Origin of the sequence: Brachyspira hampsonii (assembly GCF_002214805.1) — a bacterium.
GTDB classification, from domain to species: domain Bacteria; phylum Spirochaetota; class Brachyspiria; order Brachyspirales; family Brachyspiraceae; genus Brachyspira; species Brachyspira hampsonii.
In genome coordinates this window covers 1,109,055-1,125,983 of sequence record NZ_CP019914.1, presented here as the reverse complement: position 1 = coordinate 1,125,983, position 16,929 = coordinate 1,109,055, and the positions used below count along the sequence as shown (strand labels likewise).

Below are 16,929 nucleotides of genomic sequence, written 5' to 3'. Positions count from 1 at the left end.
TTAATAAAAAAATAATACAATAATAACAAATAAAATTACAAACTAAAATGGGCGGGGAGTTAGAATAAAGTTAAAAATATAAAATCCGCATTAAATGATGAGGATTTTATATTTAAAGTAAATAATTATTATACTTCTTATAATTTCTATCTATGTTCATCAAAAAAATTAAGAACTAATTTTATAATAAAGAATAAAATAGGGTAGTAAATAAAAGGTAATATAAGAGCAAGAAAAAATCCGCTGCTGGTTCTTATTGGGTATATAAACATAGAAGCAAGCAATATAAATGGAAAGAATAAAATTCCTAAAATTACTATAAATATCCATTTTATTATAGTTAATAATAGAGAAGTTTTTGTTATTTTAGCTTGCACATTGACATCGTATAATATTTCTTTATTTTCTATATTTTCATTTGTGAATGTACTTTTTAATGTAAAATATAAATTAAAAGCATTAGTCTGCAAATTTGTTATTTTATAAAAAGAGTTTGATATTAAGTTTATTTTAACTCATTTTTCATAAAAAACTTCATTTTTCTCTAATGTAAAATCTTTAATATTAAAATTTAAATTTTGATTATTCGATACGCTTACTAATTGAGTTTTATCAATTTCTAATTTTTGATTTAAGTAAATAGTAATTTTTGGCATTTTACTTTTTTCAAAATTATTTGTCTATATAGTCATTTTTGAAACGGTAATTTGTCCGATAGATATATTTGTACTTGTTTGTTCATTGCTGACACTTACATAATTACCTGAACAGCTTATTATGAATATCAGTAAAAATGATAATATTATAATAATTTTTCTCATATAATCTCCTTAAATATGATTATCTAATTATATATATTATACTTTTTCACCATGACAAAAAATGTCGTATAAAAAAGAAGCCCCATTAAAAAATAGGACTTCTTTTATTTTTATTACTAATACAAATTATAAAGTTTATGGCTAGCAATAATAAAAAATTATTCTTTAATAAACTTTTTGAAATTAGCCACTTTTTCTTTGGCTACAGCAAGTCTCTTATCTTTACTTTCTTTTACGCAAACTTCAAAATAGAATTTTATTTTAGGTTCAGTACCAGAAGGTCTTATAGTGATTTTAGTTTTATCAGCAAGTATGTATTGAAGTACATTAGATTTAGGTAAAGTTATATCTTTTATTTTTTTACCTGTATTATCATAAACTTCTTTTTTCTCATAGTCGCTTATAGTCTCTACTTGAACTCCTGAAATTTCTTTAGGTAAATTGTTTCTATAATAAGTCATCAAATCAGCTATAGCCTTAGCTCCGTCAGCACCTTTTTTTGTAATTGATATAGTCTCTTCATAGAAGTATCCATATTTTTCATAAATACTTTCTAAATAATCAGCTAAAGTAATGTTATTATCTTTACAGTAAGCAAGCACTTCAGCAAGCATCAAGCAGGAACTAACACCGTCTTTATCGCGTACATTTGAATTTATACAGTAACCGAAACTCTCTTCAAATCCGAATAAATATGTTCCTTCTTTATCTCTTTCTATAACATCAGCAATCCATTTAAAGCCAGTAAGCACATCATAAATCTTAACATTATTAGCATCAGCAATAGCCCTAGCTAGTTCAGTAGTTACTATTGTTTTTACTATATATGGATTTTTAATATTTTTTTTGTTTGTAATGAGGTAGTATGCCATTATGGATCCTATTTGATTACCAGTAAGATACATATAGCTTCCATCTTTAGTAAGCAAAGCACAACCCATTCTATCGCAGTCTGGATCAGTACCCATAACAAGTTCAGCACCTATCTCTTTAGCTTTATTAACAGCTATCTGTAATGCTTCAGGGTTTTCAGGGTTAGGAGATTCCACAGTAGGGAAATTTCCGTCAGGAGGCTGAGCACCTTCTAATGTTGTTAAATTAGTGAATCCTGCTTTTCTTAAAGCCATAGGAACCATTTTGTATCCAGAACCATGAATAGGTGTATAAACTATTTTTATGTCATGATGTTTTTTAATAATATCTGGATTTACCAAATATGTCATTAAGTCATTCATATATTTATCTTCAATATCTTTGCCTATTATTGTGATTTTTGAAGAGTCTCCCATTTTTACTTCTTCAGGCTTAACTTTTAATACTTCATCTATTATATTTTTATCATGAGGCGGTATAACTTGAGCTCCGTCAGTCCAATAAACTTTATATCCATTATATTCTTTAGGGTTATGGCTTGCGGTAACAACTATTCCAGCAATACAGCCCAAACTTCTAACAGCATAAGAAAGAAGCGAAATAGGGTGAATATCATCATATAAATAAACTTTTATTCCGTTTGAAGAAAGTATCTCAGCAGCAGCTTTTGAAAATACATCAGAATTATTTCTTGAATCATATCCTATGGCAACTTTATAATCACTTCCGCCTTGTTTTAATATATAATTAGCTAAACCTTGAGTGGCAACTCCAACAGTGTATTTATTCATTCTGTTAGTGCCTACTCCCATTATGCCTCTAAGTCCGCCTGTACCAAACTCTAAATCTCGGTAAAATGCATCTGTTAATTCTTTTTCATTACCAGCATCTAATAATGCTTTAATTTCTTTTTTTGTTTCATCATCATAAGGACCATTAAGCCATGAATCTATTCTTGCTTTTACTTCTTGTTCCATTATACACACCTCTAATTTTTAAAAATTTTATATATAAATTATAGTATACAAAAAGTATATAATCAAGTAAAATATTTAATTATTGCGGCATAGAAGCAGTATAATGTATTGCAGTCCAAGCTGCACCTAAAAAATTATTCCATCTTCCGTCTTGAGGATCAGTTTTAACATTTGGAAGATATAAGTCTGTAGGTTTAATAGAAGCAAAAGCTGAAGTTGTAAGAGCATTTGGAGAAGTTCCTAAATATTCAACATTTTTAAGAGAAGTACAATTTTCAAAGCTAGTATCATTTATTTTTATTGTACTGCTTGATATTTGAATATTAACCAAAGCTGTGCAGTCTTTAAAAAAGTTTGCAGTTATTTGTTCAGTTGTAGCCATTATTACTGTTTTTAAAGTGGAAGCTCCTTCAAGTGTAAACTTATATGATGTTTCAAAAGAAGCAGCTGATAAATCTAATATAATATCTTTTTCATTTTGTGCAACATTTTTTATTTTATCAAAAATAGTAGAAGAACTATCTATATACCCTTTAACAGTTATAAGATTTTGTCCTGTTTCTTTTTTATTATTTTCTAAAGCATTTTTTATTTCTTCTTCTGTAGATTCATTTCCCACTACATATATTTTTTCATTTACTTGATTATTATTTAGTTGATTATTATTTTTGTCATCGTATGGGGAAATGAGTTTATAATTACATGAATATATTATAAAAGAAAGCAGTATTATCACCAATATTTTCAATTTATTCCTCCAAAGTTATTTTTGATTATTAGGACATATTTTTACCATAAAAGATTTTATCCTTTTCCCAAGTATAGTTTAAAAAACTCTCCCAACTAGAATCGCTTGATGCATTAGGCAGATGTAAATTTTTAGGCTTAGAATTTTCAACATATCCGTCAAATACATTTCCATTTTTTATTTGTATATTATTAACATTATCACCAAGATATTCTACATCACTTAAAGAAGAGCAGTCTCCAAATGAATATCCATATATATATTTCAAACTACTAGGCAGACTTATTTTTGTTAATGATTTACAGCTAATAAAAGCTGATGGAAGTATGTATGTTAATTTAGATGTAAAGTTAATGTCATTAAGAGAATAGCAGTAAGCAAATGATTCAATATTTATTATTGTCAAAGTATCGGGCAATACAACAGAATTAAGGCTTATGCAATTATAAAATACTTTATTTTCTATTGATGTTATTTTTGTTTTGCTTAAATCGGCTTTTATTAATTTTATGCATTTATTAAAAGATGATGTTTTTATTGATTCTATTGATGAAGGAAAGTTAATTTCACTAAGTATAGAACAATTCTCAAATGCACTAATTCCTATTGTTTTTATAGTTTCAGGTAATTTTATTGCTATTATATTGTTATTATCTTTGAAGGCATTATCTTTTATTTCTGTAACTGTAGTTCTGCTTATATCAAGTGCAACACCATATTTGCTATATTCTGTTTTTTCTATTATTTTATTTATTGTTTCTATTGTGCTGTTTTTATCTATATTATCTCCTGTATCTTGCAAAAATATTACATAATATCCATATTTATTGAAATATTCCTGCATTTTATTTTCTATTTCTGTTTCCTGAGTATCAGCTTTGATAATATAATCTTCATCTATATTTTCTGGAATTGATGCAGATATGTTTTGATTATTATTATCTATATTAAAAGGAGATGTAGCCTTATAATTACTGCATGAGATTAAAAATAAAATATATATAAAAAAGAGCTTTATTTTAAACATTATTACAATATATATCCTTATAATTTTCATGCATTTTATTTAGATATGTAAAAAAATCAATAACAAAAATAAAAAAATATTGATATATTCTATAATTTTTATAAATATACTTACACTACAAAATATAAATTATTCAATATAAAAAATATTAATATTTTGTAAAATATAAAATTAGCTTTTTATATTTTTTAATAAGTATAGATATATTGTGATATTATTGCTGCATTAATTATTCGGCATACTTTGACCATAATGAATTTTATCAGCCTCCCAAGTAACGCCTAAAAACTTATCCCAACTATTACTGCTAGGTGCTTCAGGCACATTAGGAAGATATAAATCAGTAGGTACTGCGGAACTACTAAATGGAGTATCTGTTATAGTAGGAGTATCTCCTAAATATTCTACATTTTTTAAATTAGTGCATAATGCAAATGATGTACTATTTATAGAGGTTAAACTTGAAGGCAGTGATATATTTACAAGGCCGCTGCAGTTTTGAAATACATTAGCACCTATTTCTTCTAATTTATCATTTAGTTTAATTGAAGTAAGTAAAATACAATTATCAAATGTTGATGTTTCTAATGATGTGATATTTGGAGGAAGTACCACATTATTTAATTTTTTACAATTATAAAATGCTTTATTTGCTATGGTTTTAAGATTATCATTAAAAATTACTGTCTGAAGTTCACTGCATCCTGCAAATGAATGATGTCTTAATATAGATAAACTAGAAGGAAGAGTTACAGAAGTTAAAGAAGTACAGCCCTGAAATGCTGATATTGCTATTTCTTCTAATGTTTCAGGAAAAACTATTGCACTTAATGTTGCTGAACTCATAAATGCTTCTTGAGGTATACTAGTAAGTGTAGTTCTGCTCAAATCAACTTCTATTTTTTGCTCTTTGTAGTACTCTTTATTTATAATTTGTTTTATATATTCTAATGTTTTTGAGCCATTTATATTACCTTTTACTATTATTTTATATTTATTAAATTGTTTATAATATTCTCTCATATTATATTCTATATCAAAATCAGTGGCTTCAGGTCCTACAGCATATAAATCATCATTAATATTAATAATATTATCGTTGTTATTTATATTATTATTGTCATAAGGGGATGTTGCCTTATAGTTACTGCATGAAATGAATAATGATGATATAAATATCAACAATAGTAAAATTATTCTTATAAACATTTTTTAGATTCCTTAAATAATAATTAATAAAATAAAAAATTAATATTTTTTAATTAATTAATATTATTTATACACACAATATTACTGCTATAAATATAACATTTTTTTTATTTTTTGATACTGCTTCCGTAATTTTTTTGTGTCCACTTAATGCCTAAGAAAGAGTCCCAACTTCCATCACCAGGATCTTTTTGAACATTTGGAAGATATAAATTTATTAATTTATTCACACCTGTTAATGATACAGTATTAATAGTAGTCGTTTCTGTTCCTAAATATTCTAAATTTGCAAGCTCAGTACAGCCGTCAAAACTACTTGCTTCTAAATCAGTTAATGATTCAGGTAAGGATATAGATATCAATGCTGTACATCCATTAAAAGCATTGGCCTCAATTGTAGTTAATTTATCATTTAAGCTAACTGTAGAAAGTGCAGTACATCCGCTAAAAGCTGCTGATTTTATAGAAGCGGCATCAGCAGGCAGGTATATTGCTTTTAAAGTTATACTGTCTTTAAAAGCATCAGCTGCTATTTCTGTTAAAGTTGTTTTAGTCAAATCTACCTCTATTTCAGCTTTAGCATCTTTGTAGTAGTTTTTATCTATTATTTTTTTTACATCAGTTAATGTACTAGTTTTTGATATATCTCCTGATACGATTATTTTGTATATACCAAATTTTTCTTTATACATTCTCATATTATATTCTATATCAAAATCGGTTGCATCAGGTCCTGATATAAAATCATCTTCAGTAACGGTAGTCTCAGAATCAACAGAAGTATTAGAATCAGAACCAAAAGGATTAACGAGTTTATAATTACTGCATGAAACAATAAGTAGTAAAAATATGATTAAAAAATATTTAATGTTGTTTTTCATAAATAACCCCTCTATTAAATTATTATAATTTAGGTACTTTAAATCTTACTCCAAGAAGTGCCTCATGATATCCATCTGCTCTTGTGTCTATTAAATATCTGTATCCCAAATCTATAGACATATATGGAAGTACATTGAAAGCAAAACCTCCGCTGAACCCAAAAACTATAGTAGTTAAAGAATTTCTTAATTCCATATTATTTAATTTATAATTAAAAGTATCATTTATTCTTCCTCCTATAGAAATGCCTAAATAAATTGTAAATGGAGGATATTTTTCTAATAATGTTTGCTTATAGCTTTCATCTGTTAATTGTTCTTTTATAAGGAAAAAGTTAATATCAAAATATACTGAACCTAAAAGAGTATGCATAGCTATATCATTAGTCATTCCTATTATTTTTCTTCCTATGTATTCAAATTCAAATCTTACAGGGGATGACTTGTTTATACTTGGTACGCTGTATCCTAAAGCAAAACCTCCGCCTAAATAATTGAAATAACCCTTTTGTCCGTTTCCTTTATCATAATAATAATTTCCATCATGAGAGAATACGAATTTAGGTGTGATATATAAACCTTCGGGTATCATAGAGAATAGTTCCTGAGTTCCATAAAATAAAAATACAAGCATAAATACTATTATATAATGTCTTTTCATTTATTTTCTCCTCTGAAACTAAAAATTAAACCTTACCGAAGCTACTATATCATGATTAGACTGTGTTTTAGTATTTAATATAATCCTATACCCCAAATCCACACTGACTAATGGAGTTACATGAAATGCCAAACCGCCGCCGAATCCATAAATAAATTGAAATTCATTAAAATAAGTGCTTGTTTTAATAAGTCCATTATATTCAAAGTTGTTATTTATAATATAAGTGTTCAATTCTCCGCCGATTAAAAAACCAGCATAAACTGACATAACAGGTCTTTTTCCATTATGAAATGTGCTTATCACAGAATCAGAATTATTATAATCTACATACCAAAAATAAAAATCATAATAAGCAGCTGCCAAAAAACTATGAGCCTGCATAGTATTTATAGTAGATACATATACATTTGCCGGTAATGGATTTCTGTATAAATACTCAAATTCAACTCTCACTGTTGAATATTTATGAAGTACATTAAAATTATAACCTATAGCAAGCCCGCCGCCGATATATAAATTTTGTATATTCTTACTGCTGTTTTCTTTTTCTATTCCGGAATCTTCTATTTCAAATAAAAATTTTGGTGCTAAATAAGCTCCTATATCCATAGACATAAGCATATTAGTAAAACATGCGGTAAATATAGAGATAATCAAAAATTTTCTTATTAAAAACTTCATAAAATGTTATCCTTAAACATCAAAACAATATGCCTATAGCAAATCTTGGCAGAGGAACAATTCTTATTATACTTTTATATGAAAAGCCTATATCTATTATTGATATATCAAAGAAAGGACGAACCCCGCTGTTAATACCCAAACCTCTTGAAATATCTATTCTAAATCCCATCTCTCCGGATACATAAAAATCCCATATATTACTATTTATATTAGTATATGTTGATGTTTCTTTTTGTAATTGTTTTCCTTGAGTCATAAATAATGTTGTTCCTACTTTAGGCATTAAGAAAAAACCTGAGGCTCGATCTTTACTATTGAAATAAAATCTTCCGCCTACAGAAAGTCCAAGTCCGTATACATTTCCATTATATTCGGATGTTGAATTATTATAATATGTTTTCATAGCATAAAAGCCTGTGTCTACATTAATGTCTATTTTTTCTGATGCTCTGAAAGTATATGTAAGGTCCAATCCGAAATTACCTTGTAGTTTCAAATTTTTACTGTCGCTTGATGGTAATAAAAGATTTACAACAGAAGGAGCAAGAAGCGTATAAAAAATTGTAGTTCCGAAATTGACACCTATAGAATTTCTATGCGAATTTATTCCGTTTTCATTACTGCTATTATTTTTGTATTTTTCTAATCCAATATTTGAAACTTCATCAGCAAATGTGATATCAGCAAGTATAAATAAAAATAAAATTATTAATATATTCTTTCTCATATTATTTATACCTCACTAAAACCTTAAGCTGAAACCTATTCTAGGGAATATAGAAAATCTTATTGCAGAAACATAATTTACCCAAGAAGGAAAAGAATTCCAAGCAGGTATGCTGGCAGTTAAATCTATTAATCCTCCACCGAAGAAATTTATTCCTTCTCTCATATCTTCATATACTCCCGGAAGTCCTGAGCGTACATAATATCCTATTTCAAATAATGATATATCTATATAAGGTTTTACAGCCCATTCTCTAGTAGGAAATAATTCTATACTCCAGCCAAGCTCATAAGAAATATACATTCCTGTATCAATAGTATGCCTTTTAGTTTTTAACCCTGTAACACCATTTTCTGTTTCTACATCAGATATCAATGTTTCTAAACCAAATCTAAAAGTATTAAGAACTTGTCTATTTTTTCCGCCGTAAAATGTTATACCAAAAGTTACAGGTACAAATATTAATGATGCCTTTAATCCTGTATCAGATGATATTAATCCGCCTATATTGCCGAAATCTCCTACAGTAACTGTAGAATCAATTAATTCACTAGCTTTATCTTTTGGTATATTTAAATTAAATGACATAGATTGAACACCCACACCAACTTCTATTCCTATTCTAGGGTGAAGCAGCAATGTATATGATATTGTAGGTACATACCAAAAACTGCCTTTTATCTTTATGGCATCAACAAATTTTTGATTTTCTCCGAAATCAAATCCGATTAATCCGCTAAATGTATCAAGATTATCAAACAGAGTATTAATCATAGGCGGAAATAATCCTGCATATCCCGGGCTAAGATTTACACTTATTATTTGTCTGCCTTTAATCCAGCTATAAGTATTTGTATCCGATTGTGTGGACAGAGGTATACCATTGGCATATAGACTAATAAATGATATATTAAATACTATAATAGCGGTAAGGATTTTTTTCATCATTTTAACCCTTTTTATTTATGATTTACTGCTGTCAGGTTTTATTACTTCAGGATTTCCAAAATGGCTTCCGCCGTTCAATCCGCTAAGTATATCTTCTATTCTTTTTCTCTCTTCTTCCGTAACATTACTATTACCTACAACAGCATCTACATCTATATTATTTGGATCTTTACTTTGTATTATTCCATTCATAGCACCCAATGCATTTTCAGATCCTACTATATTGATTATTTCATTAACAGCTTCTTTTGCATCTTTATCCATACTAACTGTACCTAAACTATCCCCAGCAGGTACTGTTACAAGATATCCTCCGTTGCCGTCATTATATACTCCGCCTATTCCTAATATAGGCTCTTCAAATGTATACTCTCCTTTGTTGTCTCCTGAACTGATTGTTAATTTATTTCCATTGACTGTAACTCCAGGCCAATTACCATTTTGCATTTTTCCTAAGAAGAAATCCGGTCCTGGTTCTGTTATTGTAAGTTCTGTTTTTCTGCATGAAAATATGGTTAACAAAATAAAAATTATTGATATATATTTATTGAATTTCATTGTGTATTCCTTCAAAAAATAAAAATTATATTTTAATTATATAATTTTTATCAATAAAAACAACTAAAATAAAAAACCATCAGTATAAACTCGGATATATATACATTAAAATTTAATATATGTATTATTAAAACAAATAAAATATATTATACTTGTTTCAAAATTTAACAAAGATATTCACATTTTAAATTATAAAAAATTACAAAATAATGTTTTATATATTTGTTATTTTAAATTTAGAATTATTTTATCTTGTATAAACGGTTAGGGTTGGAAAAGAATCATAATGTTATGTTATAGGTACTTTTTTCAGTATATAGTATATTTTATGGGTAAATTATATAATATTAAATACTGATATTAAAAATAGTGTTAATTAATTATTATAAAAATAATGCCATCAATATGATATGAATTGTATTATAAATATTTTTATGAATTGTATTATAAATGCTTGACAGAAAATTTGAATTGAAGTAAAATTCTCTAATACGCATTAAAGAATTAGGGTAAATTTTTTGTCTTATGGATAAAAATACAGAGCATATCACTTGTTTAATTAATCATGAAGAGAGCTTTAAAAGGATTATTATAAATAGGAATTACAAAACAAAAAGATACTATATAGATTTTTTTGTTGCAGGATACAAATATAATAACGGAAAAGATGTTATAGATTTATTACTTAAAAATGAGCCTATAAATTTACTTCGTGATATAACAAATCCTTATGATAGATTTGCTATAGCTATTTATGACAGAAGTTTTGATTTTAGGCTTGGATATGTTCCGAGTATTATCTCTCCTTTAATATCATATAAACTAGAGGATAAAAGAAATAAAGTATATGCTAGGATAAAGAATGTAAAATTAGATGCTATAGATGAGTGTAAAATAGAAATAAGGGTATTTATAGATATAGATAAAAATAAGAAAAAAGCTGTATGAGATATAATATTGCTTATATAAAAATATATGATATTATGTATTTGTTATGAATAAAGTTTCAGTAAAAACAGAGATAGAATTTCAAAAAGTTAAAGATAATTATATAAAAGAACCATTTAAACATTGTATTTATATACTTACAGGTAAAGAAAGACTTTTTAAAAAAGCATTCATAGCAGCTATGCATTCTAGTATGTTTCCAGATGAAGGAGACAGTGAAATGAATTATAGTGTATTTTATGATAAAAATGATGCTGTAGGTTTTACTCCTTTAGAGGTGGCAGATACTCCTCCATTCGGATCTAAATTAAGACTCATAGTAATTTATAAATATAATAATTTTCAGGAAGATTTTTTAGATTATTGTTCAAATCCTTCAGCAACTTCTATAGTTATACTTGAAACAGAAAGTTCATTAGATGAGGATCCTATATATAAATATTTTTCTAAAAAGAAAGATGCTAATAATATATATTTTATAGATTTTCCTCTTCCTGATGAAAGAGATTTCAGAGGATTAATAAATGCTTATATTATTAAACAGGGTAAAAAAATATCTTCTGAAGCTATAGAGTATCTTATTAATAATATAAATTTGGATTATGATTCTCTTTATTCAGAGCTTGGAAAAATATGCAGCTATAATGATAAGGAATATTTAAATGTTGAAGATATAGCAGATTTTACTTATGTATCAAAAAATAGGAATATATTTGATTTTTTAGATGCCGTTTTTGAAAGAGACAGAAAAAAATGCTTTAGTATAATGCATAGATTGGATCAAGATGCTTCAAATTCTTTGACTTTAATGATGAATAATTTTTTGGCTGTATATTATATGAAGATATTTCCGCCTCAAACTACATTGGGAGAAATAAGCAAATTAACTAAAATTCCGGAGTTTATATTAAAAAAGAAAAAAACTTCATTAAAACTGTTTTCATTGGAAGAAATATTAACAATAATATCTAAGATATCATATTTAAATACTTTAAGTGTTACAACACCTGTCAATATTTTTAAGGCTCATTTTGAATTATTTTTATTTACAATAACAAAATAATTTTATAATGATTTTATTTTTAGTTTATTATGATAAGGTTAAAAATGCAGTATTGGTTAGTTACTCTGTGCATAGTAAGTTTATAATTATTAATATCATAACTATATTTTTTACTTTATTATTATTTTCATACTATAGATATATACTTCTGTATTAGAACTTTTTTATATTTTATTTTTAAAATAGCAATATATTTTTACGCAAAAATTATATAAATAAACAACTTTTATATTACAATTCATAAATTTATTTTATATTAATAGAATTTTCTTTGACAAATAATCGTTTATTTCGTATAATATTATATATACTTGGAGGGCGGTTTTTATGTATTTAGTAAATCTTATGGAACAAAAAGTTTCAAAACTAGCAGACTCATACTTAAGAGAAAAAAATATTCCCGTTAATACTAATATGCGTATGGATATAATAGCTTATACCTTGAATAGAGTTCAGCCTCAGTATGTTACAAGTGCCAGAGGAGTTCTTCATAGTTATAATAAAGATCCCATACAAAGCAATACGGAAATATTGAGTATTATAGCAGATGCCTGTGAAATAGTTACTAGAAGAAAGGAAAATACATTACTTGAGTCGGTTCCTTCTATTGATGAAAGCGGATATTATTTAACTTATCCTAGTATAATGGGTAATATTACGGCTTCTAATAATTTTGAAAAAATAGAAAATGCTTTAGTTTATATATTTTGCGAAGGAAAGATATTGCAAGGCTATGGAGTTAATTTTCCTAATCCTGCTATAGTATCAAGCAATGTTCCCGGTAAATTTATGTTCTGCTTTATGCCGAAAAAAGTTGATTCTAATGATGAGGTTGAAGTTAAACTTAATATAGTGATAGAATCAGAAAAGTTTATGCAATATGAAAATGTATTAACTTTCAAATTGAAGCCTTCATACTATAATGCAGGAGATATGCCTCTGTTTTCTATAGAAGAGGTTAATGATATACTACTTATAGAAAATCATAATATACCTAGTTAACTATAATATATTTACCATTGTCAAATATACGCTGTTTTGTTTAAAGATTTGAAGAGAAGTTGATGAAAGTAATTAGATTTATAGTTTTTGCATGTTTTTTGGTTATTTTTATAGTTATAGCAAATATAATTCATAAGAATATTGATTCGTATGAAGCTGCGGATATAAAAAATCCGTTTACTTATTATAATTTAATATCATACAGTAATAATGATATTAGGTCATTGGCTTCTTTATCATTTAAAGATTCATTTGAAAGTTTATCTGAAATGTTTGATATAGACAGAGCTTTTGCCGCAAATAATATACTGAAAAAAGACATAAAGATTAGGGAAGATGATGCTCAATTAGTTGTATTTACAGGCAGCAATTATATAACACAGATAACGGTTAATAGCCGTAATAATGCTGAAGCTTTATTTGATAATATATTGAATAGTTTGGATTCTAATAATATACAATTAGAAAAGTATTCTTTAGATGATGAAAAAGGAAATATCTTAGCTGAAATTTATACTCATAAAGCTGATAATTATAAAATAGTAATAACAAAGAGTTATATATCAAATTCTATTAATTTATCTATAGATTATGTTAATTTATTAGAATTATAATATTTTTTCTGTATTATTTGTATAAAATATTATTTTTTTCTTGACAAATAATTTACTTGATATAATATTACTAAATAAGATTAATTATTAATTGCTTTAGCAAGGAAATTAGATTATGAATAATACAAGAAATACAATACAAAAACAGGTTATTTTAAATGCCGTTAGAGAGCTTAAAAATCATCCGACTTCAGAAGAAGTTTATAATTATATAAAACCAAACTTTCCATCTATAAGTTTGGGTACAGTGTATAGAAATCTAAATTTGCTGTCAGAAACTAAAGAGATTCAAAAATTATCTATAATAGATGATGCTGTACGCTTTGATCATATAACTAACGATCATTATCATTTTCAGTGCAGTAAATGCAAAAAATTATTAGATATACCTATGGAATATCAGAAAAAACTAGATGAATTAGTTTCTAAAGAATATGATGTAGATGTATTTAAACATGATATTGTATTTACAGGTACTTGCAGGAATTGTAAAGATTGTTAATTAATTTATAGCATGAATTTTATTATGATTTTTATTTTTTAATGATTAAGTATATTGAAAGTCTTGATTTTAATATTTATATTTTATATACTATTTATATAACATTTTAAATTTAAGGAATAATTATGTCAAAAGGCTATTTAGCTTTAGTGCTGCATGCTCACTTGCCTTATGTGAGACACCCTGAACATGAAAATTTTTTGGAGGAAGAATGGCTGTATGAAGCTATCACAGAAACTTATATACCTCTATTAGATGCTTATGACAGAATGGTTAATGATGGTGTTAACTTCAAGATAACTATGAGCGTAACTCCTCCTCTTATGAATATGCTTGCCAATGAATTACTTCAAAATAGATATGTTAATTATATAGAAAAATTAATAAAATTATCAGAATTGGAGTGTGAAAGAACTTCATTAGATCCTAGTTTTCATCATACTGCTGAATTTTATAAAAATAAGTTTAAAAAGATAAGAGATATTTTTGTTTATAAATATAATAAAAATTTATTGAATGGTTTCAGATACTTTTTAGAGAGAGGGAATTTAGAGATAATTACCTGCGGTGCAACACATGGATTTTTCCCATTTATGCAGGAATATCCTAAAGCAATAGAAGCCCAATTAAAAATGGCTGTAAAAACTCATGAAAGACATTTAGGCAGAAAGCCTACAGGAATATGGTTGGGCGAATGCGGTTTCTTTCCTGGACTTGAAAAGCATCTTGCCAATAATGGCATTAAATATTTCTTTGTTGATACCCATGGTATAATGTATGCTGATAAAGTACCTAAATACGGAGTTTATGCTCCTTTATACTGTTCAAGAGAGAGTAGGGTAGCAGCTTTCGGAAGAGATATAGAGAGTTCAAGAAGCGTATGGAGTGCCGAAGTAGGTTATCCGGGCGATTTCAGATACAGAGAATTTTATAGAGATATAGGTTATGATTTGCCTTTCGAGTATATTAAAGATTTTATACAGAGCAATGGACTTAGAAAAAATACAGGAATAAAATACTATAGAATTACAGGAAAAGACTGTCCAAAAGAGCCTTATAATCCAGAATGGGCTATGGAGGCAGCAGGAGAGCATGCCGGAAACTTTATGTTCAATAGAGAAAAGCAAATTGAGTATTTAGATTCTGTTATGGACAGACCTCCTATAGTTGTGTCTCCTTATGATGCTGAATTGTTCGGACACTGGTGGTATGAAGGTCCTATGTTTATAGAGTTTTTAATGAGAAAGATACATTATGATCAAAATACTATAGAGACCATTACTCCTAAAGAATATTTGGAAAGACACCCTGTCAATCAAATATCAATGCCTTCAATGTCAAGTTGGGGAGCTAACGGATACGGAGAAGTTTGGCTTAATGGTACTAATGGCTGGATATATAGGCATTTGCATAAAGCTGCTGAGAGAATGATAGAATTAGCACATGATTATTATAATGAAACAGGGCTTTATGAAAGAGCATTGAATCAGGCAGCCCGTGAATTACTGCTTGCTCAAAGCAGCGATTGGGCTTTCATTATGCATACAGGCACTATGGTTGAATATGCTGTTAATATGACAAAATTATATATAAAGAGATTCACAGACCTTTATTATGCTATTAAAAACAGAGATTTAAATGAAGAATGGCTAAGAAAGATAGAGTGGCGTGATGATATATTCCCAGAGATGGATTTTAGAATATACAATTAAAAATAATTTGATTAGAATAATAAAAGAGTATGTATATTTATAATATGCATACTCTTTTTATATAATAGCATAGCGTTTCTTGGGTATATAATTTAAAATATTAAATGATTTTTTATCATTATAAGAATGACAAGAAAAAATTATTTAGCTATAATTTACTATTATATTTTTTGATTATAATTGATATGGGGATATTTTTATTTATTTCTTCTTCAAGATTATAATTGTTTAGTATGTATAGAAATTCATAACCATTCGGCATTATTCTTATATAGGCATCTGATAAATCTTCAATACTTACAGGATAATAAGGTATTCCTAAGCATTTATTATCATATAAAAGCTGTATATGATTTATAAAATTATTTCTTTTATTTTGATAATCATTTTCTATTTTTTCATTTGATTCATTTAATTCGCTTTCTGATATTTTATTTTCATTGTATACATCAAACTGTTTTGATAAACTGCTTCCAATTATTTGATAAGAAGAACTATTATATATAAACTCAAAAATATCTTTAATAAGATTAAAATCTATTTTCATGATTGTAATATTATTATAAAAAATTTGGAGATGGCGGGACTCGAACCCGCGTCCTACGAAGCGTACCACATTCGTCTACATAGCATATCTTATCTTTAAGAATTTCGCCTTATAGGTAGAAGATAAGCAGAAAAACTACAAGACTAGCATGAGTATACTTAATATCAGGCTCATACGGCACCCAATACAAGTTCTATGTGTTTTGGCACCGAAAAAGTAACCCATAGACAAACTACTTAATCAGCGGCAGCTTCAATTAAGCTGCAAGTGCGTATTCGTCTGCACTTATTGTTCAGTATGATATTAACGTGCATACACCTAGCACGACTATGCAAAATATGTTCCAACCATCGCAGTCGAAGCCGGAGCATCCCCTTTCAAAGATCAAATATGTGTATTTATGGTATCATTTATACAAAAATTG

General features: G+C 27.1%; 19 protein-coding genes and 1 other RNA gene. 6 read left to right on the top strand and 14 right to left on the bottom strand.

The features are described from left to right. Window positions 1-146: 146 nt before the first annotated feature. The 12 genes from BHAMNSH16_RS14490 to BHAMNSH16_RS04640 all read right to left on the bottom strand — a co-directional run bounded on the left by BHAMNSH16_RS14490 (window position 147) and on the right by BHAMNSH16_RS04640 (window position 10,117). Complete coding sequence (locus BHAMNSH16_RS14490; protein ID WP_008730889.1) at window positions 147-470, bottom strand: hypothetical protein; 324 nt, start codon at window positions 468-470, stop codon at window positions 147-149. A gap of 210 nt (window positions 471-680) precedes the next feature. Next, window positions 681-821 (bottom strand): hypothetical protein, encoded by a 141-nt coding sequence (locus tag BHAMNSH16_RS14485; protein ID WP_241033659.1) that lies wholly within the window; start codon window positions 819-821, stop codon window positions 681-683. 158 nt (window positions 822-979) lie between these two features. Beyond that, window positions 980-2,671 carry a phospho-sugar mutase gene (locus BHAMNSH16_RS04685; protein ID WP_008730891.1) on the bottom strand — a complete coding sequence of 564 codons (1,692 nt, stop codon included), beginning with the start codon at window positions 2,669-2,671 and terminating at the stop codon, window positions 980-982. Between the two features lie 79 nt (window positions 2,672-2,750). Continuing rightward, window positions 2,751-3,419, bottom strand: coding sequence for a leucine-rich repeat protein (locus tag BHAMNSH16_RS04680; protein WP_008730894.1), 669 nt, complete (start codon window positions 3,417-3,419; stop codon window positions 2,751-2,753). Between the two features lie 28 nt (window positions 3,420-3,447). Then, a complete protein-coding gene (locus BHAMNSH16_RS04675; RefSeq protein ID WP_164071387.1) occupies window positions 3,448-4,446 on the bottom strand; it encodes a leucine-rich repeat domain-containing protein in 999 nt (332 codons plus the stop codon). A 225-nt stretch (window positions 4,447-4,671) separates the two neighbouring features. Next, complete coding sequence (locus BHAMNSH16_RS04670) at window positions 4,672-5,655, bottom strand: leucine-rich repeat domain-containing protein (RefSeq protein ID WP_008727220.1); 984 nt, start codon at window positions 5,653-5,655, stop codon at window positions 4,672-4,674. A gap of 107 nt (window positions 5,656-5,762) precedes the next feature. Next, the gene (locus BHAMNSH16_RS04665) at window positions 5,763-6,536 is read right to left on the bottom strand and encodes a leucine-rich repeat domain-containing protein (RefSeq protein ID WP_008727221.1); all 774 of its coding nucleotides are present in this window, start codon (window positions 6,534-6,536) and stop codon (window positions 5,763-5,765) included. A 22-nt stretch (window positions 6,537-6,558) separates the two neighbouring features. Then, complete coding sequence (locus BHAMNSH16_RS04660; protein WP_008727222.1) at window positions 6,559-7,197, bottom strand: hypothetical protein; 639 nt, start codon at window positions 7,195-7,197, stop codon at window positions 6,559-6,561. An 18-nt stretch (window positions 7,198-7,215) separates the two neighbouring features. Next, window positions 7,216-7,881 carry an outer membrane protein gene (locus BHAMNSH16_RS04655; RefSeq protein ID WP_008727223.1) on the bottom strand — a complete coding sequence of 222 codons (666 nt, stop codon included), beginning with the start codon at window positions 7,879-7,881 and terminating at the stop codon, window positions 7,216-7,218. 19 nt (window positions 7,882-7,900) lie between these two features. Beyond that, window positions 7,901-8,611 (bottom strand): hypothetical protein, encoded by a 711-nt coding sequence (locus BHAMNSH16_RS04650; protein WP_008727224.1) that lies wholly within the window; start codon window positions 8,609-8,611, stop codon window positions 7,901-7,903. Between the two features lie 15 nt (window positions 8,612-8,626). Further along, entirely contained in the window at window positions 8,627-9,556 is a 930-nt protein-coding gene (locus BHAMNSH16_RS04645) for a hypothetical protein (protein ID WP_008727225.1), read from the bottom strand. Between the two features lie 18 nt (window positions 9,557-9,574). Then, entirely contained in the window at window positions 9,575-10,117 is a 543-nt protein-coding gene (locus tag BHAMNSH16_RS04640) for a hypothetical protein (RefSeq protein WP_008727227.1), read from the bottom strand. Window positions 10,118-10,642: 525 nt separating this feature from the next. Here BHAMNSH16_RS04640 and BHAMNSH16_RS04635 point away from each other — a divergent pair. The 6 genes from BHAMNSH16_RS04635 (at window position 10,643) to BHAMNSH16_RS04610 (ending at window position 15,958) form a co-directional block, all read left to right on the top strand. After that, entirely contained in the window at window positions 10,643-11,065 is a 423-nt protein-coding gene (locus tag BHAMNSH16_RS04635; RefSeq protein WP_008727228.1) for an HIRAN domain-containing protein, read from the top strand. Between the two features lie 46 nt (window positions 11,066-11,111). Next, window positions 11,112-12,128 carry a DNA polymerase III subunit delta gene (gene holA / locus BHAMNSH16_RS04630; protein ID WP_069732265.1) on the top strand — a complete coding sequence of 339 codons (1,017 nt, stop codon included), beginning with the start codon at window positions 11,112-11,114 and terminating at the stop codon, window positions 12,126-12,128. Between the two features lie 327 nt (window positions 12,129-12,455). Continuing rightward, window positions 12,456-13,130, top strand: coding sequence for a late competence development ComFB family protein (locus BHAMNSH16_RS04625; RefSeq protein WP_008730905.1), 675 nt, complete (start codon window positions 12,456-12,458; stop codon window positions 13,128-13,130). Between the two features lie 62 nt (window positions 13,131-13,192). Next, window positions 13,193-13,744 carry a hypothetical protein gene (locus BHAMNSH16_RS04620; protein ID WP_008730909.1) on the top strand — a complete coding sequence of 184 codons (552 nt, stop codon included), beginning with the start codon at window positions 13,193-13,195 and terminating at the stop codon, window positions 13,742-13,744. Between the two features lie 115 nt (window positions 13,745-13,859). After that, entirely contained in the window at window positions 13,860-14,246 is a 387-nt protein-coding gene (locus tag BHAMNSH16_RS04615) for a Fur family transcriptional regulator (RefSeq protein WP_008730911.1), read from the top strand. 125 nt (window positions 14,247-14,371) lie between these two features. After that, entirely contained in the window at window positions 14,372-15,958 is a 1,587-nt protein-coding gene (locus BHAMNSH16_RS04610) for a glycoside hydrolase family 57 protein (protein ID WP_008730912.1), read from the top strand. A gap of 148 nt (window positions 15,959-16,106) precedes the next feature. Here BHAMNSH16_RS04610 and BHAMNSH16_RS04605 read toward each other — a convergent pair whose 3' ends face one another. Together BHAMNSH16_RS04605 and ssrA are read right to left on the bottom strand one after the other, a co-directional pair. Continuing rightward, a complete protein-coding gene (locus BHAMNSH16_RS04605; RefSeq protein WP_008730913.1) occupies window positions 16,107-16,505 on the bottom strand; it encodes a hypothetical protein in 399 nt (132 codons plus the stop codon). A 24-nt stretch (window positions 16,506-16,529) separates the two neighbouring features. Next, window positions 16,530-16,880: a transfer-messenger RNA gene (gene ssrA, locus BHAMNSH16_RS04600) on the bottom strand. Window positions 16,881-16,929 lie beyond the last annotated feature (49 nt).

Bases quoted from the DNA above. Each gene is read 5' to 3' on its own strand.
- BHAMNSH16_RS04610 (WP_008730912.1), top strand. From the start codon at position 14,372: ATGTCAAAAGGCTATTTAGCTTTAGTGCTGCATGCTCACTTGCCTTAT.
- BHAMNSH16_RS04645 (WP_008727225.1), bottom strand. From the start codon at position 9,556: ATGAAAAAAATCCTTACCGCTATTATAGTATTTAATATATCATTTATT.
- BHAMNSH16_RS04685 (WP_008730891.1), bottom strand. From the start codon at position 2,671: ATGGAACAAGAAGTAAAAGCAAGAATAGATTCATGGCTTAATGGTCCT.
- BHAMNSH16_RS04670 (WP_008727220.1), bottom strand. From the start codon at position 5,655: ATGTTTATAAGAATAATTTTACTATTGTTGATATTTATATCATCATTA.
- BHAMNSH16_RS04635 (WP_008727228.1), top strand. From the start codon at position 10,643: ATGGATAAAAATACAGAGCATATCACTTGTTTAATTAATCATGAAGAG.
- holA (WP_069732265.1), top strand. From the start codon at position 11,112: ATGAATAAAGTTTCAGTAAAAACAGAGATAGAATTTCAAAAAGTTAAA.
- BHAMNSH16_RS04650 (WP_008727224.1), bottom strand. From the start codon at position 8,611: ATGAGAAAGAATATATTAATAATTTTATTTTTATTTATACTTGCTGAT.
- BHAMNSH16_RS04620 (WP_008730909.1), top strand. From the start codon at position 13,193: ATGAAAGTAATTAGATTTATAGTTTTTGCATGTTTTTTGGTTATTTTT.
- BHAMNSH16_RS04675 (WP_164071387.1), bottom strand. From the start codon at position 4,446: ATGTTTAAAATAAAGCTCTTTTTTATATATATTTTATTTTTAATCTCA.
- BHAMNSH16_RS04625 (WP_008730905.1), top strand. From the start codon at position 12,456: ATGTATTTAGTAAATCTTATGGAACAAAAAGTTTCAAAACTAGCAGAC.
- BHAMNSH16_RS14485 (WP_241033659.1), bottom strand. From the start codon at position 821: ATGAGAAAAATTATTATAATATTATCATTTTTACTGATATTCATAATA.
- BHAMNSH16_RS04660 (WP_008727222.1), bottom strand. From the start codon at position 7,197: ATGAAAAGACATTATATAATAGTATTTATGCTTGTATTTTTATTTTAT.
- BHAMNSH16_RS04665 (WP_008727221.1), bottom strand. From the start codon at position 6,536: ATGAAAAACAACATTAAATATTTTTTAATCATATTTTTACTACTTATT.
- BHAMNSH16_RS04655 (WP_008727223.1), bottom strand. From the start codon at position 7,881: ATGAAGTTTTTAATAAGAAAATTTTTGATTATCTCTATATTTACCGCA.
- BHAMNSH16_RS04605 (WP_008730913.1), bottom strand. From the start codon at position 16,505: ATGAAAATAGATTTTAATCTTATTAAAGATATTTTTGAGTTTATATAT.
- BHAMNSH16_RS04615 (WP_008730911.1), top strand. From the start codon at position 13,860: ATGAATAATACAAGAAATACAATACAAAAACAGGTTATTTTAAATGCC.
- BHAMNSH16_RS04640 (WP_008727227.1), bottom strand. From the start codon at position 10,117: ATGAAATTCAATAAATATATATCAATAATTTTTATTTTGTTAACCATA.